The sequence below is a fragment of the Rubrobacter marinus genome, assembly GCF_011492965.1.
In the GTDB taxonomy this organism is placed as follows: Bacteria; Actinomycetota; Rubrobacteria; order Rubrobacterales; family Rubrobacteraceae; genus Rubrobacter_F; species Rubrobacter_F marinus.
Genome location: NZ_CP045121.1, coordinates 913,297 through 934,225, shown reverse-complemented (window position 1 = coordinate 934,225; position 20,929 = coordinate 913,297). Strand labels below are relative to the sequence as shown.

Annotated in this window: 16 protein-coding genes; 9 read left to right on the top strand and 7 right to left on the bottom strand. The window is 70.6% G+C overall.

Annotation, left to right across the window (positions count from 1 at the left end):
• Positions 1-77: 77 nt before the first annotated feature.
• Positions 78-797: a Crp/Fnr family transcriptional regulator gene (locus tag GBA65_RS04665; protein WP_166395591.1), complete on the bottom strand. Its 720-nt coding sequence runs from the start codon at positions 795-797 to the stop codon at positions 78-80.
• Between the two features lie 338 nt (positions 798-1,135).
• On the opposite strand from GBA65_RS04665, the gene GBA65_RS04660 reads away from it, so the two are divergent.
• Complete coding sequence (locus GBA65_RS04660) at positions 1,136-1,756, top strand: chemotaxis protein CheB (RefSeq protein WP_207956146.1); 621 nt, start codon at positions 1,136-1,138, stop codon at positions 1,754-1,756.
• 24 nt (positions 1,757-1,780) lie between these two features.
• Here GBA65_RS04660 and GBA65_RS22775 read toward each other — a convergent pair whose 3' ends face one another.
• Both GBA65_RS22775 and GBA65_RS22770 read right to left on the bottom strand, forming a co-directional pair.
• The gene (locus GBA65_RS22775) at positions 1,781-2,200 is read right to left on the bottom strand and encodes a hypothetical protein (RefSeq protein WP_207956145.1); all 420 of its coding nucleotides are present in this window, start codon (positions 2,198-2,200) and stop codon (positions 1,781-1,783) included.
• Positions 2,185-2,862, bottom strand: a complete 678-nt coding sequence (locus GBA65_RS22770) for a chemotaxis protein CheB (RefSeq protein ID WP_207956144.1) — start codon at positions 2,860-2,862, stop codon at positions 2,185-2,187. Before GBA65_RS22770 ends, GBA65_RS22775 begins: the two co-directional genes overlap by 16 nt.
• Positions 2,863-3,031: 169 nt before the next feature.
• On the opposite strand from GBA65_RS22770, the gene GBA65_RS04650 reads away from it, so the two are divergent.
• Genes GBA65_RS04650 through GBA65_RS04625 form a run of 6 tightly spaced genes read left to right on the top strand, consistent with a single transcriptional unit; the run spans position 3,032 to position 14,975 of the window.
• On the top strand, positions 3,032-5,698 hold the full coding sequence (locus GBA65_RS04650) for a CheR family methyltransferase (RefSeq protein ID WP_166395589.1): 2,667 nt from the start codon (positions 3,032-3,034) through the stop codon (positions 5,696-5,698).
• Positions 5,699-11,293, top strand: coding sequence for a PAS domain S-box protein (locus tag GBA65_RS04645; protein WP_166395588.1), 5,595 nt, complete (start codon positions 5,699-5,701; stop codon positions 11,291-11,293).
• Positions 11,290-12,033: a response regulator transcription factor gene (locus GBA65_RS04640; RefSeq protein WP_166395587.1), complete on the top strand. Its 744-nt coding sequence runs from the start codon at positions 11,290-11,292 to the stop codon at positions 12,031-12,033. Before GBA65_RS04645 ends, GBA65_RS04640 begins: the two co-directional genes overlap by 4 nt.
• A 25-nt stretch (positions 12,034-12,058) precedes the next feature.
• Positions 12,059-12,793: a (Fe-S)-binding protein gene (locus GBA65_RS04635; RefSeq protein WP_166395586.1), complete on the top strand. Its 735-nt coding sequence runs from the start codon at positions 12,059-12,061 to the stop codon at positions 12,791-12,793.
• The gene (locus GBA65_RS04630; RefSeq protein WP_166395585.1) at positions 12,793-14,316 is read left to right on the top strand and encodes a LutB/LldF family L-lactate oxidation iron-sulfur protein; all 1,524 of its coding nucleotides are present in this window, start codon (positions 12,793-12,795) and stop codon (positions 14,314-14,316) included. Before GBA65_RS04635 ends, GBA65_RS04630 begins: the two co-directional genes overlap by 1 nt.
• The gene (locus GBA65_RS04625; protein ID WP_166395584.1) at positions 14,313-14,975 is read left to right on the top strand and encodes a LutC/YkgG family protein; all 663 of its coding nucleotides are present in this window, start codon (positions 14,313-14,315) and stop codon (positions 14,973-14,975) included. The genes GBA65_RS04630 and GBA65_RS04625 overlap by 4 nt, the downstream gene beginning before the upstream one ends.
• Positions 14,976-15,163: 188 nt before the next feature.
• Here GBA65_RS04625 and GBA65_RS04620 read toward each other — a convergent pair whose 3' ends face one another.
• Together GBA65_RS04620 and GBA65_RS04615 are read right to left on the bottom strand one after the other, a co-directional pair.
• Complete coding sequence (locus GBA65_RS04620) at positions 15,164-15,811, bottom strand: class I SAM-dependent methyltransferase (protein ID WP_166395583.1); 648 nt, start codon at positions 15,809-15,811, stop codon at positions 15,164-15,166.
• A 102-nt stretch (positions 15,812-15,913) separates the two neighbouring features.
• Positions 15,914-16,906: an NAD(P)/FAD-dependent oxidoreductase gene (locus tag GBA65_RS04615; RefSeq protein WP_166395582.1), complete on the bottom strand. Its 993-nt coding sequence runs from the start codon at positions 16,904-16,906 to the stop codon at positions 15,914-15,916.
• 502 nt (positions 16,907-17,408) lie between these two features.
• On the opposite strand from GBA65_RS04615, the gene GBA65_RS04610 reads away from it, so the two are divergent.
• Positions 17,409-18,266: an AraC family transcriptional regulator gene (locus GBA65_RS04610; RefSeq protein WP_207956143.1), complete on the top strand. Its 858-nt coding sequence runs from the start codon at positions 17,409-17,411 to the stop codon at positions 18,264-18,266.
• A 104-nt stretch (positions 18,267-18,370) separates the two neighbouring features.
• Here the strand turns inward: GBA65_RS04610 and GBA65_RS04605 are convergent, their stop codons facing one another.
• Complete coding sequence (locus tag GBA65_RS04605; RefSeq protein WP_166395580.1) at positions 18,371-18,574, bottom strand: hypothetical protein; 204 nt, start codon at positions 18,572-18,574, stop codon at positions 18,371-18,373.
• A gap of 162 nt (positions 18,575-18,736) precedes the next feature.
• Between GBA65_RS04605 and gltX the strand changes: the two genes are divergently transcribed.
• A complete protein-coding gene (gene gltX / locus GBA65_RS04600; protein WP_166395579.1) occupies positions 18,737-20,230 on the top strand; it encodes a glutamate--tRNA ligase in 1,494 nt (497 codons plus the stop codon).
• A 99-nt stretch (positions 20,231-20,329) separates the two neighbouring features.
• On the opposite strand, the gene GBA65_RS04595 is transcribed toward gltX, so the two are convergent.
• Positions 20,330-20,893, bottom strand: coding sequence for a hypothetical protein (locus tag GBA65_RS04595; protein WP_166395578.1), 564 nt, complete (start codon positions 20,891-20,893; stop codon positions 20,330-20,332).
• Positions 20,894-20,929 lie beyond the last annotated feature (36 nt).

The following is a 20,929-nucleotide window of genomic DNA, read 5'->3' as shown; positions in this document are numbered from 1 at the left end:
GATGCGGAGCTTCCTCCCTACAGCTCGGGCGGGATCGGTTCGAGGAACGGAGCGCGGACGAGAACGGTTTCCCTGGCTCAATCGCCGATCATACGGTCGAACTCTCTGCGGATCACCCGGTAGCACTCGCAGGTTCTGGCCTCCAGGCCGGCCCGGTCGAGCACCCGAACGTTGCCCCGGCTGTAGGCGATGAGGCCCTCCCCCTGCAGGGCGCCCGCCGCCGCGCTCACGCTAGCCCTTCTGACGCCCAGCATCTGGGAGAGGAACTCCTGGGTCAGGGCGAACTCCCCGCCATCGACCCGGTCGTGGGTGTGCAGGAGCCACCGGGCGGCGCGCTGCTCGACGGAGTGCAGCCGATTGCACGCGCTCGACTGGGCCGCAAAGACGAACGTCGCCTCCGTGTGGCGCTGCAGAAGCTCGTGCAGCCGGCTCCCGGGGACGACCTCGGCCCTCAACGACTCGGACGCCATCCTGATGGCCTTACCGGGTATCTGGCAGAAGGAGGTCAGGGGGGCCGTCTTCGCCCCCAGGAACACCGGCAGGCCCGTCATGCCCTCGTTGCCGATGGTGCCTACCTCGACCGCCTGGCCGTCCTCCATCGTGGCGATCACGGAGCTGACGGAGTCGATGGGGAAGTAGACGTACTCGATGGGCTTATCGGCCTCGTACAGCACCTGCTTCAACTCGAGCGCGACGACCTCCAGATGAGGCCGCAGACGCTCCAACTCACCCTCATCCAAGGCGCCGAACAGCTTGTTGCCCCGTAGAGTGGAGTTACCGTTCTCTGTCTCCGACACCCCTCGACCTCCCTTCTTTTACCTGGATCCGCCTTTCTGCATCCAGCCGTCCCCCGTGTGCCGCGGGAGGCCTCGAAACCCGCCGCCCGGACGGACGACGAAAACGAGGAACGGGGCCCCGGAACTCCGACGCCGTCCCGGTCCCGCTCGCCCCCCAATCTTCGCCCCGCTCCCCTCCGGCATGGAGCATCTTTCGGTGCAATCCCTCTGCACATTTCTATGTACGTCACCGTACGGAAGGGGTACAATGGAGACCCTATGGACGGCATCGTACGCAATCCTTTCGTCTGGCCGCGCGGGGCGTGATCCCGCCGGAGCGTGGGGTAGGTGTCCGGTCCGTGGACGCGCGCTTTGGGGTGGTGGCGCTGACGGCCTCGCTGGGGGGCCTCGCCGCCCTTACCCGGGTGCTCTCGGCGCTGCCGGCAGATTTTCCCGTGCCCGTGGTCGTGGTGCGCCACCTGAGCCCGAAGTCCCCCGGCATGTCGGCGGAGTTGCTCGGGCGCCGCACGCCGCTCGAGGTCCGGACGGCGGAGCAGGGCGACGTCTTGCGACCGGGCGCCGTCCACCTCGCGCCGCCGAACGGGCACCTGATCGTCGCACCCGGCGGCGCTCTCTCCCTCTCCACGGCGCCCAGCGTGAACTACGCGCGCCCCTCGGCGGACGTCCTGTTCCGGTCCGTGGCGAGGACTTACGGGTCCCGGGCGCTCGCCGCCGTGCTCACGGGCTCGGGCGCGGACGGCGCCGAGGGGGCACGGGAGATCAAGGAAGCGGGCGGGACCGTGATCGCTCAAGATCGGGCGACCTCGGAGGCCTTCGGGATGCCTGGGGCCGCGATCTCGACCGGCTGCACGGACTTCGTGCTGCCGCTGGACGTGGTCCCCGCCGCCCTCGTCTCGCTGACGATGGTCGGTTGGGCCTCGAGGCTTCTCGTTCCCCCGCCGTCGATCCGCGCCGCTTGAGGAGTGGTTCGCGGGAGCGTGGCGCTAGGAGATCGCTTGCTCGCCTTCGGAGCGGTCGCTCATCAGCACGCGGCGTATGGTCTCGGCCTGCTCGCGGGCCTGGTGCGCTCGAGCCTCGAAGCGCTTCACCGCGTGCCCGTACTGTCCCTCCCGCGCGCGGTTGGCGAGCCCGTCGGCCATCATCGCGCTCTCTTCCAGGGTGTTCAGGGCGACGTACAGGGCGTCCTCGACCGCGTCGGTCTTCTCTTCTAGCACGCCGCCGGCGGTGAAGGCGTGGCCCACCCTGCAGCGGTAGCGGACGAGCTCGCCGTCCCGGATCTCGTAGAGCGGACCGGTGCAGTCCGGGCAGGTGAAGCGGGAGAGCTCCCCCGGCCGCTCGTCGCTGTTCACGGCGGAGGGGTCGAGCCCCGCCACCCTGGCCTCCAGGTTCATGTCGTCGGGCACGGGGGCTCTCCTTCCTCGGGGACGGGCTCGCGGGTGAGGCGCGAGAGCAGGGGCGCCACCCCGCCGAGCGGAAGGCAGTGGTCTACGTCGACGAAGCGGAGCGCGCTCTCGGGCATGCCGTCGAAGAGCGCGTCGTCCGGGTCCTGCACGACCGCGAGCCCGCCGCGGCGCTTCACGGCGAGAAGCCCCGCCGTGCCGTCGTCGCGGGCCCCGGAGAGGACCACGCCCACGACCCGCGGGCCGTGCGCCACGGCCGCCGTCCGGAACAGGGCGTCTACCGCCGGCCGGTGACGGTTCTCCTTCGGCCCGTGCGTGAGGCGCACCTTCCCGTCCTCCAGGAGCATGTGCAGGTTCGGCCGGGCCACGTAGACGTGGCCCTCGCGGATGGTCTCGCCGTCCTCGGGGTTCTTCGCCGTCAGGGGCCCGGCGCGGTCCAGGATGCGGGCCAGGGCGCTCGGCGAGTCCTCGGGGAGGTGGACGACCACGAAGAGCGCGGCGGGGAGATCCCCGGGCAGCTCGCCGAGAATCTGCCGCAGCGCCTCTATCCCCCGGAGGAGGCCCCGACTACGATGATGTCGTGCCCGTTCGGCAAACCACGCTCCCGCTTCCGTACGCCGGCTTGGCCCTCCCGGCGAGAGGCCACCGCCCAAAGTACTCGTCACCGAATTCTAGACGGTCGCCGGGGCCCGCAGATACACACAAAGATGTATACCTTCGGGCGTTGTGTGTACTTAAATAACCGCTGAAAACCGTGGGGCATAGAATTGCTTTTCGCTCGGCTTCACGACGAACGGTACAATGCAATGGGTCAGGAACGGATAAGGAGAGCTGTTGTCTGAGGCGCCTTTTACGCAACTGGTGGCGGTGGGATCTTCGGCCGGAGGCATAGAAGCCCTGTCGAGAATCGTCTCGGCGCTCCCGGAGGACTTCCCGGCTCCCGTGGTCATCGCCCAGCACCTGGATCCCGCGCACGTCAGCCACCTCGAGAGCATCCTCTCGCGCGGCAGCGCCCTGCCGGTCCGCACCGTCTCGGACAAGGAGCCGCTGGAGGCCGGCGTGGTCTTCGTGGTGCCCGCGAACCGGCACGTCAGGATCACGGACTCCGAGATAGGGTTCCACGAGGACTCGTCCGAGAGGCCGAAGCCCTCGGTCGACCTGCTCCTCGGTAGCGCCGCCGAGGTCTTCGGGGAGAACCTCGTCGCCGTCGTCCTCACGGGGACCGGCAGCGACGGAACGGACGGCGCCCGGATGGTGAGCGAGCGGGGCGGGACGGTCGTGGTCCAGGACCCCCGGACCGCCGAGTTCCCGAGCATGCCCGCCTCGCTCGCCCCGAACACCGTCGACGTCGTCGCGGACCTCGACGAGATCCCGCGCGTCGTCTCCGACCTGCTCGCCGAGGCCGGCGGGACGAAGGAGACGCCGGAGGACGAGCAGAGGGAGTTGAGGCGCATCCTCGAGTGGCTGCGCGAGACCCACGGCGTGGACTTCGGCTCCTACAAGGGGAGCACGATCGGGCGGCGTTTGAGGCGCCGCATGGCCGCCGTCGGCCGCCCGACGATCGCGGAGTACCGCAGGTATTTGGAGGAGCGCCCCGACGAGTACCGCAACCTCGTCAACTCCTTTCTCATAAAAGTCACCGAGTTCTTCCGCGACGCCGAGCACTTCGACTACCTCAAGGAGGAGGTGCTCCCGAGGCTCATCGAGGAGGCCAGGCGCCAGAACCGCGGCCTGAGGATCTGGTCGGCCGGCTGCGCCACGGGCGAGGAGGCGTACTCCCTCGCCATAACGGTCTCGGAGCTTCTGGGCTCGGAGAGGGGGCTCTTCGACGCGAGGATCTTCGCCACGGACATCGACGAGGACGCCATACGGTTCGCCCGCCGGGGCGTCTACCCGCCCTCCTCCGTCCGCGGGCTCTCCGAGGAGCGGCTGAATCGGTTCTTCGAGGAGGCGGACGGCCAGTACGCCATCAAGAAGAGCGTGCGGGGCATGATCGTCTTCGGCGAGCACGACCTCTCCCGGCGCTCCCCGTTCCCGAACATGGACCTGTGCGTCAGCCGGAACGTCCTGATCTACTTCGCCCCGGAGCTCCAGAGGCGCGCTCTGCAGCTCTTCGCCTACTCCCTCAGAGACGGCGGCGACCTCGTCCTGGGCAAGGCGGAGACGGTCTCCCCCTTGAGCGAGTACTTCGCACCGGTGAGCCGCCAGTTCAAGGTGTACCGGCGCCACGGGGAACGCTTCCTGCTCCCCTCGCTCCCCGTCCCCGCCCCGAGCCCGGCCCCCGAGCACGGGGGCACCGCCCGGAAGCCCCCCCTTTCCGCCACCCAGGGCCCGACCGGGGAGCGTGCCCAGGGCAGGGCCGAGGCGCCGCAGGGCGCGCGCGGCGAGGACGACCTGAGCCGCATTCCGGTCGGGCTCGTCATCGTGGACCACAGGTACGACATCAGGGCGATAAACGCCGCCGCCCGGCACCTCCTCTCGATCCACGGCTCCGCCGTCGGCGAGGACTTCCTGCACGCGATGCGGGAGGCGCCGTACGCCGAGGTGCGCGCGGCGGTGGACGTCGCTTTCAGGGACGGCGAGTCGGCGGCGACCGGCGAGTTCGCCCTGGAGGACGCCGCGACCGGCGAGCCCCGCTACCTCAGGCTCGACTGCTATCCCAGGCGCAGCGAATCCGGCCCGGCGGAGACCGCGATGGTGGTCGTCAACGACGTCACGGGAGGGGCGCTCGAGCGGCGGGGGCTGGAGGAGCGCATAGCTTCCCTGGACGCCGAACTGCGGGAGACGGAGCGTGAGGCCGAGGCCGACAGGGCGCGCCTGAGGGCGCAGAACGAGCGCCTGATCGAGGCGAACCGGAGGCTCGAAGAGGCGAACCGGGAGCTCGGCGGCTTGAACGAGGGGCTCCAGGCCGCCTACGAGGAGTCCCTGATGACCTCCGAGGAGGCCCAGGCCGCGACCGAGGAGGTCGAGACCCTCAACGAGGAGCTCCAGGCGACGAACGAGGAGCTCGAGACCCTCAACGAGGAGCTCCAGGCCACGATAGAAGAGTTGAACACGACGAACGAGGACCTCCAGGCCCGGAGCGCGGAGCTCCAGGAGATGGCGCGCACCCGCGAGGAGGAGCGCCGGGCGAGCGAGACCGCGCGGATGCGCCTCGAGGCCGTCCTTCAGGGCATCGTCGACGCCGTGCTGGCCGTGGACGCCGGCGGCACCGTGCTGTTCAGCAACGAGGTCTTCCGCCGGAGGTTCGGTGACGGGGAGGTCGGCGACAAGGGCTCGGGAGCCCGCCTCGGACACTTCCCGGTGCTGTCGGAGGACGGCGAGCCCTTGCCGGCGGAGGAGACGCCCCAGGCAAGGACCTCCCGCGGCGAGGAGTTCGAGACGAGGTTCGCCACGCGCGCGAAGGACGGGACGCTCTGTCGCTTCGAGGCGAGGGGCCGTCCCCTCCCCGACGGCGCGACCGGCGGCGTCGTGGTGATCCGAGGGGTACCGGAGGACTAGGTGGATCTTCGCGGGAGAGAGCCCAACGGGGCGGGGGCGGACCCCCGCGACGCGGAGATCCTGCGCCTCAGGCGCGAGGTCGCGGCGCTGCGCGGGCGCGAGGGGACGGCGCGCTCCGAGGTCTTCGACGCGAGGAGGCACTTCTCGGACCTCACGGAGGCGAGCAGGAGGTTCGCCTCCTCCATGCGCGCCGGGGTTCGGGAGCGGCAGCAGTACCGGCGCCGCATCGCCGCCCAGTACGCCGTGAGCCAGGTTCTCGCGAGCGCGAGGGACCTCGACGAGGCCGCCCCGAAGCTCTACGAGATCCTCGGGGAGCGCCTCAACTGGCACGCCGGCGTCCTGTGGAAGCTGGACGAGGGCACCGGCGTGCTGCGCCGTGCCGGCCACTGGCGTTCCTCCGGCTCCTCCGCGGGGGCCCTGGAGGCGGCGAACGAGGACGCGACCTTCCGGCGCGGGCAGGGGCTGCCGGGGAGGGTCTGGGACCGGGGCGAGCCCGTGTGGGTCGAAGACATCCTCGAAGACGGCGATACGACGCGGGCGGAGGCCGCGGCCGAGGACGGCCTGCGCGGGGCGCTCGCCTTCCCCATCGCGGATGGGGCCTTCGTCGGCGTCTTCGAGCTCTTCCGCCGCGAGAAACTGCCCCCCGACGAGGACCTGATCAGGACGGCCGGGCTGGTCGGCGGGCAGATCGCGCAGTTTCTGGAGCGGCGGCGGGCCGAGGAGGCGCTCGCGCGGAACGAGGCGCGGTGGCGCTCGTTGATCGACAAGGGCGCGGACGTTCTCACGATCAGCGAGCGCGACGGGACCATCCGCTTCGCCAGCCCGTCCGTGGAGAGGGTCTGCGGCTACGGGGTGGAGGAGTTCGTCGGCATGAGTCCGTTCGAGGCCGGTCACATCCACCCGGACGACCTCGAAAGGTGCGCGGACGCCTTCCGCGAGCTCTCCGACGACCCCGGCGGGAGCGTCACCATTCAGCACCGCTACCGCCACAAGTCGCAAGGGTGGCGCTGGCTGGAGGGCACGTTCACCAACCTCTTCGACGATGCGTCCGTGGGCGGCCTCGTCGCCAACTTCCGCGACATCACCGAGCGTAAGGAGGCGGAGGAGGCCATGCGCGGGAGCGAGGCGAGGCAGGCGTTCCTGGTGCGCCTCGGCGACGCGCTCAGGCCGCTCGACGACCCGGTCGAGGTGCAGGCGACCGCGAGCCGCGTGCTGGGGGAGCACCTCGGCGCCGACCGCGCCTACTACGTCGAGATCGACGAGGCCGCCGGGGAGTTCGTCGTCGCCCGCGACTACCGCCGGCCGGGGGCCCCGAGCCACGCCCGCCGCTACCCGCTGGAGGACTGGCCGATGCCCTGGCTCGCCGACGGGCAGACCTGGGTGGTGCGCGACGTGGACGAAGACCCCGCGATGCCGGATCAGCAGCGCGCATGGTACCGCGGCATCGGCGCCGCCGTCGTGGCCCCCCTGGTCAAGGAGGGCCGGCTGGCGGCGGCCCTGGTCGCCGACCGGACGACGCCCCGCCCCTGGACGCCGCAGGAGGTCGCGCTCGTCGAGGAGACCGCCGAGCGCACCTGGGCGGCGGTCGAGCGCGCCCGCGCCGAGAAAGCCCTGCGCGAGACGGAGGAGCGGCACCGGGCCGAGCTGGAGCGCCAGGTGAGGGAACGGACGGCGGAGTTGAAGGAGAGCCGCGACCTGATCCAGGCGACGATGGACGCCTCGATGGACATGATCCAGGTGTTCGAGGCCGTCCGCGACGAGTCCGGCGAGATCGTCGACTTCGAGTGGCTGCTGAACAACCACACCTCCGAGAAGGAGTACGGCGAAGTCGTCGGGCAGAGCCTGCTCGAGAGGAACCCCGGGGTGGTCGAGGAGGGGATCTTCGAGGCCTTCAAGGAGGTCGTCGAGACGGGCGTGCCGCAGCAGGACGAGCGTCGTTGCGTCCACGAGCAGTTCGACGGGTGGTTTCTCCAGTCCGCCGTGAAGCTGGGCGACGGCGTGGCGACGACCACAAAGGAGATCACGGAGTGGAAGAGGGCGCAAGAGGAGGTCCTCCGCCTCCAGGAAGAAGTCGCCGAAGCGAAGCTGCGGGAGAGCGAGGATAGGTACCGGCACCTGATCGATTTCATCCCGGCGGCCGTCTACGCCTGCAACGCCGACGCGACGCTCGCCTATCACAACTCGCGCGCGGTCGAGCTGTGGGGGCGCGAGCCGGAGGCCGACGACAAGGCGTGGATGCTCTGCGGCTCACGGCGCACCTACGGGCCCGACGGGACCCCGCTGACGCCCGAAGAATCGCCGACCGCGGGCGTGCTCGCGACCGGCGAGCCGGCCGTCGACCGCGAGCTGAAGATCGAGCGCCCGGACGGCACGATCATCGACATCCTCGCCAACGTTACGGCGCTTCGGGACGGCGCGGGGAACATCACGGGCGCCGTGAACATCTTCCAGGACATCACCGACCGCAAGCGGGCCGAGGCGGCGCTGCGCCAGAACGCGGAGCGGCAGGCTTTCCTCGTGAAGCTGGGCGACGCGCTGCGGTCGCTCTCCGACCCGGCGGAGCTCCAGGGCGAGGCCTGCCGGCTTCTGGCCGAGAATCTGGGCGTGGACCGGGCCTACTACGTCGAGGTCGACGAGGCGTCGGGCGTCGCGCGCGTCGTACGGGACTTCGCGCGCGGCGGCTCGCCCTCGCTCGCCGGCGAGCACCCGGTCGCCGCCCTCTCCTGGTCCATCGAGATCCTGCGCCGCGGGGAGTGCCACGTCATCGACGACGCCCAGGCGTCGCCCCTGGTCCCCCCGGCCGACCGCCCGGCCTCGGCCGCGCTCGGGATCACCGCTTGCATGGGGGCGCCGCTCGTCAAGGATGGCGTGCTGGTGGGCGCTCTCTGCGTCGCGGACGCCGAGACCCGGGAGTGGTCCGAGAGCGAGGTCGACCTCCTCCGCGAGACGGGCGAGCGCATCTGGACGCGCCTCGAACGCGCCCGCGCCGAAGAAGCCTCGCGCGAGAGCGAGGAGCGCCTCTCCGCGATCTTTTCGGGGGCCGAGGTGGGTCTCTGCGAGCTCTCTCTGGACGGACGCTTCGTCATGGTGAACGACGGGCTCTGCCGGATCCTGGGCCGCTCGCGGGAGGAGCTGCTCGAATCGAGCGTGGCCGACGTGACGTACTCCGCCGACGTCGCCGAGAGCCAGACGGCCCTGGAGGAGCTACTGACGGGGGGCGAGCCGGTCTCTCTGGACAAGCGCTACGAGCGCCCGGACGGGACGCTCGTGTGGGCGAACAGCACCACGAGTCGCCTCGACGACGAGGAGGGCCGGCCGCGCGGCATCCTCGTGGTGACGGCCGACCTCACCGATCGGAGGCTCGCGGAGGAGGCGCTGCGCGAGAGCGAGCACCGGCTGCAACAGACGATAGCGATCGAGACGGTCGGCGTCGTCTACTTCGACGACACCAGGACCATCGTCGACTCCAACGACGCCTTCCTCCGCATGAGCGGCTACGGCCGCGAGGAGGTGGAGGAGAAGGTTCTGCGCTGGGACGATCTGACGCCGCCGGAGCACATGCCGCGCACCCTCGAAGCCGAACGGGAGCTCGTGTCGTTCGGCCGCTCCACCCCCTTCGAGAAGGAGTACTTGCGCGAGGATGGGACCCGCCGGTGGGGCCTCTTCGCCGGGACCCGCCTCTACGAGGGGGAGTACGTCGCGTTCGTCACCGACATCACCGAGGCGAAGCGGGCCGAGGAGGCGCTGAGGAGCAGCGAGGAGCGCTTCCGCGCGGTCGCCGAACTCGTCCCCGACCTCCTGTGGAGCAACGACGCCACCGGAAACACCGGCTGGTACAACCGGCGCTGGTTCGAATACACCGGCCAGAACGTCGGGGAGGCGGAGGCTTACGGCTGGCTCTACACCGTACACCCCGAGGACCGCGAGGATTCGCTTCAGGGCTTCCTCAGGGCGGTCGACTCGGGCCTCCCGTTCAGGAGCGAGCATCGTATCCGGGGCCGCGACGGCTCCTACCGGTGGTTTCTCGTGCGGGCGAACCCCTTGCGCGACGACGAGGGCCGCGCCGTGCGCTGGTTCGGGGCCGCGACGGACGTCCACGAGCAGCGCACGGCGCTCGAGGCCCTGACCGAGAGCGAGGAGCGCTACCGGTCTCTGGCCGAGGCGACCTCCTCCATCGTGTGGACCGGGGACAGCAGGGGTGAGATCGTCGAGCCCATCCCCGCCTGGGAGGAGTACACCGGCCAGACCTATCGTGAGTACCGGGGCTTCGGCTGGCTCGATGCCCTGCACCCCGAGAACCGCCCCCCGGAGGGCCTGTGGGAGGAGATCTCCGCCTCGAACCCCGAGCCGATGGAGGCGGAGTACCGCCTGAGGCACCGCGACGGGGAGTACCGCCGCGTCGTCCTGCGCGGCGTACCCATCGTGGAGGGTGGCGGCGAGACGCGCGAGTGGGTCGGCACCATCTTCGACGTCGAGAACAACCGCCGGGCGGAGGAAGAGCGCGAGGAGCTCAGGCGCCTGGCCGAGGAGGAGAGGACGCGGCTGGAGACCATCCTCAAGCAGATGCCCGGCGGCGTGTTTATAGCGGAGCCCTCCGGCAGGTTCGTCCTCGCCAACGAGGGCGCGAGGCGCATCTACGGGGACGAGATCGGCTCGGTCGAGGAGTGCGGCCGAGGCGCGCTCTCGTACCCCGACGGCGGTAAGATGCCGCGGGAAGAATGGCCGCTAGTCCGCGCGCTGGGGGGGGATTCCGTCTCCGGCGTGGAGTACCTCGTGGTGCGTCCCGACGGGACGCGGCGCGTCGTCCGGACGAACGCCGCGCCCGCGCGCGACGACCGGGGACGCGTCGTGGCGGCGGTCAAGGTCTTCGAGGACGTCACCAGCCGCAAGGAGGCCGAGGCGGAGCTCGACCGCTCGCGCGAGCGCGAGCTCCGGGCGCGGGAGCAGGCCGAGGAGGCCGAGCGGCGTCTCGCCTTCTACGCGGGGGCCCGGGAGGAGCGCCATATCATCAGCCGCGAACTGCACGACCGCGTGGCCCACTCCATAGCCGCGGTGCGCCAGAACCTGGAGCTCTACGAGGTCCTGAGGGAGCGCAGCCCCGAGGCGGCGGCGGCGAAGCTGGAGCTCGCCAAGGACGAGGCCAAGGCCTCGCTGAAGTCCACCAGGGACCTCTCGATGATGCTCCGCCGCTCGGAGGTCGAGGAGGGCATGGTCAGGGCCATAGCGAACCTCGAGGAGACCACCGTCCCGATGGGCGTGCGTTACGAGTCGAGCGTGAAGGGGGACGAGTCCCTCGTCCCACCGCACATAGGCAACCAGATCTTCCTGGTCCTGCGGGAGGCGATCCGCAACGCCGTCAACCACTCCGGTTGCGAGCGCGTCGCCGTTGATCTGGAGATAACGAAAGAGAGGGTGATCGGCACGGTGGAGGACGACGGACGGGGCTTCGAGCCCGACGGGACGCGGGCCAACGGGGGCTTGAGGTCGATGAGGGAGCGGGCCTCGCTCGTCGGCGGGACGTTCGAGCTCAACTCGGTCCCCGGCGGCGGGGCGAAGGTCGAGATCTCCGTCCCCCTGGCGAGAGAGGGCTCATGAAGGCGGAGCAGATCCGGGTGCTGCTCGCCGACGACCACACCATGTTCCGCCAGGGCCTCGGCGAGATGCTCCAGACCGACGAGGGCATAGAGGTCGTGGGCCAGGCCGAGAACGGGGCCGAGGCCGTCTCGCTCGCCCGCGCGCTCGCCCCCGACGTGGTGATCCTGGACGTCGAGATGCCGGTGATGGGCGCCCAGGAGGCGATGGAGAAGCTGCTCCATCTCCAGCCGAGGCCCAGGATCGTGGTGGTCACCATGCACGACGATCCCTCCCTCGTGCGCCAGCTTCTCGCCCTCGGGGCGAGCGCCTACCTCGTCAAGAGCGCCTCCATGAACGAGCTCTTGTCGGCCGTCCACACCGCCGCCGAGAACCCCGAGGAGGGCCCGTACGACGAGAACGTCGTCATGGTCGTCCCGCGGGAGACCCTGCGCCAGGTCGAGAGGGGGGCGGATCTCCTCTCCGCGAGGGAGCTCGAGATCCTGCTCTTCGTCGCCCGGGGCCTCTCCAACCGCCAGATCTCGCGCGCCCTCCACCTCTCGGAGGCGACGATCAAGCGCCACCTCGCGAACATCTACCCAAGAATAGGGGTGAGCTCGCGCGGCGAGGCGACGAGGAAGGCTCTGAGCGAGGGCTGGCTCTCCACCCGCGACGTGACGGACACCGGCGGGCCTGAGAACCGCCCCCCCCCCCCGCGTGGGCTAACATCTACGCAGGAGAGAGACCAAGGAGGCCGACCGTGAGGATCCCGTCGGGCGGAGGCGCAGGATGCGCGTAGCCCTTTTCATCACCTGCTTCAACGACACCCTGTTCCCCGAGACCGGCCGGGCGACGGTCGAGGTCCTGGAGCGTCTCGGGCACGAGGTGGTCTTCCCCGAGGAGCAGACCTGCTGCGGCCAGATGCACTTCAACACGGGCTACCAGCGCGAGGCGATCCCGCTCGTCCGCCGCTTCGTCGAGGTCTTCGGCCCCTACGACGCCGTCGTCGCCCCGTCGGGCTCCTGCGTCGGCATGGTCCGCGAGCTCTACCCCCTCGCCGCGAACCTCGCGAACGACAACGAGCTCCTCTACGAGGTCGAGGAGCTCGGCGAGAAGGTCTTCGAGCTCTCCGAGTTTCTCGTGAAGAAGACCGGCGTCACGGACGTCGGGGCTTACTACCCCCACCGCGTCACCTACCACCCGACCTGCCACTCCCTGCGGATGCTCAAGGTCGGCGAGGCACCGCTGAAGCTTCTGAGACGGGTCCGCGGCATAGACCTCGTGGAGCTCCCCGAGGCGAAGGAGTGCTGCGGCTTCGGGGGGACTTTCGCCGTCAAGAACGCGGATACGTCGGTGGCGATGCTCGGGGACAAGCTGCGCCACGTCCTCGACACGGAGGCCGAGATCTGCACGGCCGGAGACAACTCGTGCCTGATGCACATCGGCGGCGGCCTCAAGCGCCAGCGCGCCGGCGTCAGGACCGTCCACCTCGCGGAGATCCTCGCGAGCACGGAGGAGAGGTAATGACCATCATCAGGCACCAGCCCGAAAAGAAAGCTCCGCCCGACGCGTTCTCCGAGGGCCGGACCCCGACCTTCGAGGAGAGCGCAAAGGAATCCCTCTCCAACTCTCAGCTCCGCCGTAACCTCGGCAAGGCCACCCAGACCATCCGCCGCAAGAGGGGTGTGGCCGTCGCCGAGATGCCCGACTGGGAGGAGCTGCGCGAGGCCGGGCGCGCCCTCAAGGCGCGTACGCTGCGCCACCTCGACGACTACCTCGTCGAGCTCGAAGAGTCCGTGAAGAGGGCCGGGGGCCAGGTCCACTGGGCGCGCGACGCCGAGGAGGCGAACCGGATCGTCGCGGGCATCGCCAAGAGCCACGGCGCGAGGGAGGTCGTGAAGGTCAAGTCCATCGCGACGGACGAGACCAAGCTCAACGAGTACCTCGAAGGCGAGGGGATCGCGGCGTACGAGACGGACCTCGCGGAGCTCATCATCCAGCTCGCCGGGGAGACCTCGTCGCACATCCTCGTACCGGCGATCCACAAGAACCGCTCGGAGATCCGGGAGCTCTTCATGCGCGAGCTCGGCGTCGAGGACCTCTCGGACGACCCGCCCGACCTCGCCAACGCCGCACGGCTCTACCTGCGCAAGAAGTTCCTCTCGGCGAAGGTCGGCATCAGCGGGGCGAACTTCGCGGTCGCGGAGACGGGCACGGTCTGCGTCGTCGAGTCCGAGGGGAACGGCCGGATGTGCACGACGCTCCCGCCGGTCCTGGTGACGCTCATGGGGATAGAGAAGGTCATCCCTCAGTGGCGGGACTACGAGGTCTTCATGCAGCTCCTCCCCCGCTCCTCGACCGCCGAGCGGATGAACCCGTACACCTCGTTCTGGACCGGGGCGTCGCAGGGCTCGGGCGACGGGCCGGAGGAGTTCCACCTCGTCCTCATGGACAACGGCCGGACGGACGTCCTGGCCGACGAGATCGGGCGCCAGTCCCTCAACTGCATCCGCTGCTCGGCCTGCCTGAACGTCTGCCCCGTCTACGAGCGGACCGGCGGCCACGCCTACAACTCCGTCTACCCGGGGCCGATAGGCGCGATCCTCACGCCGCAGCTCGTGGGCATCGGCGAGCCCGGCCCGGACTCGCTGCCCTACGCCTCCTCCCTGTGCGGGGCCTGCTACGAGGTCTGCCCGGTGAAGATCAACATCCCCCAGGTCCTCATCCACCTGCGCGGCAAGGTGGTCCGCCACAAGCAGGACGAGGGCGGCTTGAGAGAAAGGCTCGACCCCGAGAACGTCGCGATGCAGGCGATGGGGCGCATCTTCGCCAACAGGCGGCTCTACGAGGGCGCGCAGAAGGCGGCCCACGTCGGCCAGTGGCCGCTGGCGAGGAGCGGCACCATCCACCGCCTCCCCGGCAAGCTCGCCGGCTGGACGGAGGCCCGCGACCTCAAGCCCGTCCCCGAGCAGACCTTCCGCGACTGGTGGAAGACCCGCCGGGGCGGCCCCTCCCCCAACGGCTCCACCGGGGACGGCGCGTCGTGAGCGCGGCGAGGGAGGAGATTCTGCGCAGGATCCGGCGCTCCACCCGCGACGTCCCCGACGCCGAGCGCCCGGAGGACGTCCCCGTCGAGCGCGGCTACCGCGAGACGGACGACGCCCCGCGCGGGGAGATCGTCGAGCGCTTCGCCGAGCGCACCGCCGAGTACAAGGCGAAGGTGAGCCGCGTGAGCGAGTCGGGCCTCCCCGGGGCGATCCGCGACGCCTTGAAGGCGCGCGGCGTCGAGAAGCTCGTCGTCCCCCCCGGCCTGCCGGAGGCCTGGGTCCCCTACGGCGTGGAGGTCTTGCGCGACGGTAGCGGGGCCGGCGCCCAGCTCACCAACGACGAGCTCGACCGCAGCGACGGCGTCCTCACCGGCTGCGCCCTCGGGATCTCCCAGACCGGCACCATCGTCCTGGACGCCGGCGAGGCGCAGGGCCGGCGGGCGCTCACGCTGCTGCCCGACTACCACCTGTGCGTCGTCAGGGAGGAGCAGGTCGTGGGCCTCGTCCCCGAGGCCTTCGCCGGGCTCCGCGAGACCGTCGTCGGCGAGGGGCGCGCGATCACCTTTATCTCCGGCCCCTCCGCCACCTCGGATATCGAGCTCAACCGCGTCGAGGGCGTGCACGGTCCGCGAACGCTCGAAGTCCTAATCGTCGGCTGACGCAGGCACCAAGCCGTCGAGCCGGTAGTGCTCTCCCGGGGAGAGCCGCGCCTGCACCGCTCGCGGAGGCGGTCGAAAGACCGTAACGGATCGCAGGTAGGCACGACGTCGGCGCCAGCCGCAGCGCCACGGTGGAGGCGTCGAGCAAGCGGTACGGCTCGTCCCGGGTTTTGGGCTGAGGAGCTCGGTTACGATCTCCCTCCCACCCGTCTGACAACGACGATGTTGTCGGTGACGGTGATCCCCTGCCCGTTCGGGCGGATGGCCTCGCGCTCGCGGGCTTCGATCCTCTCGGTGCGCCATTCGTCGGGGCTCAGGTCGAGCGGGGCCAGCGTCTCCTCGGGGGCGGCCCATGACCGGGGGCTGACCGAGGCGTGGTCGACGATCAGCAGGAGGCCGCCGGGCGTCACGGCGCTTGCCGCCTGTTGCAGGACGTGGACGCGGGGGAACTCCACCGGCGAGTGCAGGTACTGGGCGGAGACCAGATCGAAGGCGCCCGAGGGGAAGGTGAGGGCGAGGTCGTGGCGCCGGAAGTCTATGCGGTCGGCGACGCCGGCCGCGTCCGCGTCCTCCGCCGCCCGCTCGAGGGCCGTGGCGGACATGTCGACGGCGCTCACGCGCCAGCCCCGCCGGGCGAGCCAGATCGCGTCTCCCCCCTCCCCGCAGCCGAGGTCCAGCACGGTGCCCGGCCGCAGGCTCCCGGCGACGTCGACCAGCACGGGGTTCGGCCTCCCGCTCCACACCCGCTCGCGCCGGCGGTAGTGGTCCTCCCAGAACCGCTCGGCCTCCGCGTCGCCGTGGCCCCCTCGATGCTCTGCGTGACGTTCGTCGTTCAACGTTGCGTCTCCTCTGCGTCGCTCTATTTTGTTGCCATCTTTCTTGCCGAGGCGAACGAGCGCCGAGCCCCCGCTCGCGCGCCTCGTCTCCGGCCGAAGGGGTTAGCGGCGGCCGGCGGTTCGGGCTTCGCGCCGGGCGCGGTAGGCGGTCACCGCGTGTTCGGTCTCCTCGGCGATGAGGTCGGCGTTGATGGCCGCCCCGGCCCGGACGCCCGCTGCGGCGGCGCTGATGACCTGCGCCGCGAGATCGGCCGCGTTCCCGGCGACCCAGACCCCGGGGACGGAGGTGAGGCCCACAGCGTCGGCCTCGACGTGCTCGCCCAGGCCGGAGGGATGGCCGGTCGTCCTCAGGCCGAGGCCCTCGAACACCTCCGTGCGGGCCACGGCGCGCGGCGCGACCGCCAGGGCGCGAAGCGCGACGACCTCGCCGCTGCCCATACGGACGCCCGCGAGGCGATCCCCGACGATCTCGAGGGAGGCGACCTCCCCTTCCACGACCGCGATGCCGCGCGCGGCCAGCCCCTCCGCCTCTTCGTCGGTGGGCCGGGGCGCATCGTGCAGGAACAGGGTGACGTCGTCGCTCCACTGCCGGAACAGCAGCGCCTGGTGCGCGGCCCACGGGTTCGACGCCAGCACGCCGATCGGCTCGTCGCGGACCTCCCACCCGTGGCAGTACGGGCAGTGCAGCACGTCGCGCCCCCACCGCTCCCGGATGCCCGGCACGTCCGGCAGCTCGTCGAAGAGCCCCGTGGCGACGAGCAGCCGCCTGGCGCCAACCCGGCGGCCGTCCTCCAACCCGACGGTGAAGCCCTCATCGACGCGGGCGGCCGAGGCGACGCGCCCTTCGAGCACCTCGGCGCCGTAGCGGCGGACGTCCTCCCGACCGGCCTCCAACAGCGCGGCCGGGTTCATGCCCTCCCGGGTGAGAAACACGTGGACCCCGGAGGCGGGCGCGTTGCGCGGCTCCCCCGCATCGATCACCAGCACCGATCGCCTCGCCCGCCCCAGCGCCAGCGCGCCGCTCAGACCGGCGGCACCGCCACCCACCACCACGACGTCGTACGTTGCGGGATCCTGCCTACCCGTCACCTGCATCTCTTGCCTCCTCCAGCGATTCCGTGCCCGCCGCTCGATGGCCTCCCCGTAAAGGATGGGGCCGCACGGCCGCGCGCCTCTGCGTTGGGATCCAGCCGCGCTGCCCCCCGATCTATTCTCCGTTGGCACGCCGAAGGTGTGCCCATCAACCCGCGCGGAGGACCGTAGAGGGGCAACGGCCCGTCATCCCCGGCGCCTGGGGCGTGATCTCCGCGCCGCTCCGTCGCGCCCACACCCATCCTTCCTCTCCCATCAGTAGGACGATGTTCAGCTACAAGCTCAGTATCTTGCCGCCGTACACCGGCGCAAAGGGCGGATGTTCGGATTTTGTGGAACGATTTTCGGTTTATCATGGGCGGAAGCGCCGGTGCGGTACCGCGCAGTCTGCCGGGCGGTGCCCGGGGTGCTGGTCGAGGACGAGAAGGATCGGTATGGGTAGTACGAGGAGGCTGGACAGGAAGGGAGGGGGCCGCCGGTCTACACCTACGAGGCGGTGCCCGGGGTGCCGCCCGTGGGCGTCTTGAGGTTCCCGGGCCGGGGGTCTGCTTCGGACGCCGGATCCGCCGAGGGCCCCCACTCCCACGACTTTCTCGGGCTCGCCTACTTCGAGCGGGGCGGCGGCTCGCTGCGCCTCGACGACCGGGAGTGGCCGGTGGAGGACGGCGACGCGTTCGTGATCGCCCCGGGCGAGGTGATCGGGGTCGGTGCCGGTATGAGCGGCTTTCGCCGGGGCGAGGGCTGGACCGTCTCTTTTCCGCCCGAGGTCCTCGGGCCGCAGGCTCCCGGCGCCTTCCTCTCCTGGCGCGCCCACCCGCTGCTCTTCCCATTCGTGAGGGGGACGGGCAACCCCGGCGCCCAGCGCCTGAGGGTGCCGCCGGGGGAGCGGGCCTCGTGGTCCGGGCGCTTCTCCGCGCTCGACGCCGAGCTCCGCCGCAGGCGGGACGGCTACCGGGAGGCCGTCCTCTCGCACCTTACGCTCCTGCTCGTGGAGCTGTCGAGGCTGGCGGCGGACGTCGTCGGGGACCTCAGGCTCAAGGACGAGCCCCTGCTCGCCGAGGTCTTCGGCTTCATCGAGGAGCGCTACGCAGAGCGGATCTCGCTCAAGGACGTGGCGCGGGCGGTGGGCCTGACGCCCGGGCACCTCACCACGGTCGTCGGGCGCAAGACGGGGCGTACGGTTCTGGAGTGGATCTCCGAGCGCCGCATGGCCGAGGCGCGCCGCCTGCTGGTCGAGACCGACCTTCCCGTTGAGGAGGTCGGCCGGAGCGTCGGCTACGATACCCCCGGGTACTTCGTGAGGTCCTTCAGGCGCGCCCACGGCACGACGCCGCTCGCCTGGCGGCGCGCCGGCCGCCCGTAAGGCCACCAGCTCGAAAGGTCACGGGGCAGGCTCTTCGCCTCTTCTACGTCCACGGGGCCCCCGCGGCCGCAAGCGGTAGCTCCGGGTCCGCCTCCAGGACGCCGCTACAGGCACACGAAACAGGGAGGATCGAACCAGAAGGCCACGACGACGAACAGGTACCAGAGGACGGGTGCGAGCACCACGGCGAAGATCGGGGCGAGGATCAGGGCGACGACCACCTTGCGCCACTCCGGCCCTCGTCCTCCGGCACCCGGCGCTTCTTGCCCTTCACGACCGCCAGGCTTCCGGCGTTGCTCGTTCTCCATCGCGCGCCTCCCGACTCGATGCTCTCCGATCAGAGGGCCATCATCGGCCCGGATCGGCGAAGGCGCATCCCTCGAAGCGGACCATATTTCGGGGGTATTCGGCGCCCAAGGAGCGGGGGGGTACGGCTCACCGGCGCTCGGGCCTTGTGCTAGCTTTAACGCATGGACAATAACAATTCGCACGTCAGGGTACGTTACGCGCCGAGCCCGACGGGCTCCCTGCACGTCGGCGGGGTCAGGACGGCGCTCTTCAACTGGCTCTTCGCCCGCAAGAACGGGGGCACGTTCGTCCTCAGGATCGAAGACACGGACCTCGAGCGTTCGACGGAGCCCTCCGTCGAGCAGCTCAAGCGCTCGTTGCGTTGGATCGGCCTGGACTGGGACGAGGGTCCGGAGGTGGACGGCCCGCACGGCCCCTACCGCCAGACCGAGCGCTTCGACCTCTACCGCGAGGCGGCGAAGAAGCTGCTGGACTCGGGAGACGCCTACCGGGACTTCGCCACCCCCGAGGAGATGGCAGAGTTCCGCGAGAGGGCGCGGGCGGAGAAGCGGCAGCCGATCTACAAGGGCGGCGAGTACCGCGACATGGACCCCGAGGCGGCGCGGCGCCGGGCGGAGTCCGGCGAGCCCTTCACGGTGCGCTTCAAGACGCCCACCGAGGGGCAGACGGTCGTCGAGGACCTCATCCGGGGGCCGGTGACGTTCGAGAACGCGAACATCGAAGACTTCGTCCTCATGAAGTCCACCGACACCCCGACCTACAACTTCGCGGCGGCCGTCGACGACGCGGAGATGAAGATCAGCCACGTCATCCGCGGCGACGACCACCTCTCGAACACGCCCCGCCAGATCCTGGTCTACGGCGCACTGGGCTACGACCTCCCCGCCTTCGCCCACGTCCCGCAGGTCCTGGGGCCGGACAAGAAGAAGCTCTCCAAGCGCCACGGGGCGGCGAGCGTCGAGGACTTCGCGGCCCAGGGCTACCTGCCGGAGGCGCTCTTCAACTATCTCGCGCTCCTTGGGGCGGGCTACGCGGCGGACGAGGAGATCTTCTCCCCCGACGAGCTCGCCGAGCGCTTCCGCATCGAGCGCGTCAGCGGCAACCCGGCGGTCTTCGACGAGAAGAAGCTGACCTCCATAAACGCCCTCTACCTCCGCCGCCAGTCGCCCGAGGAGCTCGCCCTCATCGCGGGCCCCATGCTCGTGGAGGCGGGCGCCGCGAGCCCCGAGGAGCTCCAGCGCGACATGCCGCGCCTCGTCCGGATCATGGCGCTCATAAAGGACCGCATAAACCGCACGGACGAGATACCCGCCTTCGTCGGCTACTTCTACGGCGACGAGCTCGCCTACGACGAGGCCGAATTCGAGAAGCAGTTCGGCAAGGAGTTCGCCCGCGAGACTTTTCCGGAGCTCGTCGAGGGGCTGAAAGCGCTCTCCGAGGACGAGTGGACGGAGGAGAGGATCGAGCAGGTAATAAGGGGCCTCGCCGACGAGAAGGGGAAGGCGGCCCGCCACCTCATCCACCCCCTGCGCTTCGCCGCCACCGGCCGCACCGTTAGCGCCGGCCTCTTCGAGACCCTCGCCCTCCTCGGCCGCGAACGCACCCTCCGCCGCATAGAGAGGGTCGCCGAGAAGCTGAAGAAGCCCGTCGGCTAGACCGCTCCCCCGAACCGCAAGCCCCCGCCGACGCTACCGGCGGGGCCGGCACCCTGCCCGGCGTCCCCGCCCAACGCGCCAGCTCGCCCCGCGGCTCCCCTAGACGCTCCCGTCGATGCCCTCCCTGCGCGCGGGCGCCCTGCGCGGCCAGAGCGTGTAGCTCATCGACCAGAGGAAGTCGACGGCCAGCACCAGCGTCCAGGTCTGCGCGATCCCCAGCAGGGCCGCGCTACGGTCCGCGTCTCCAACTAGTGCCACCCCACCGAGGAGCAGGGCGCAGCCGACCGCCCACGCGAGCAGGTGCCTCGCCCACTGACCGCGCTGGTACCTGGCGTGCTCGACCCCGCCGGCGGGAGGCCTCGAGGGGACCGGACCACCGGCGAACCGATGGGCGAACCTCGCATCGGCCCAACGCACCATCGAATGCCCCCACGCCACGGAGACCCCCAGATACACCGCGGCCAGGCCGTGCGCGAAGTCCGCTTCACCCCCCTGGCGGAGATCCAGCACCGAAGCCCCGAGCAGCGTGAGATCCACGAGCGGCACGCAGACCAGCAGAGCCGCGCCCAGCCGCGGCCGACGCAGCCCGTACCGCGCCGCCAGCCCGGCGAGCAACACCACCCAGAAACCCACCTCGCAAGCGACGATCACGGCGTAGATCACGGAACCCACCTTTCGTAGCACGACTGTGCGGTTTAG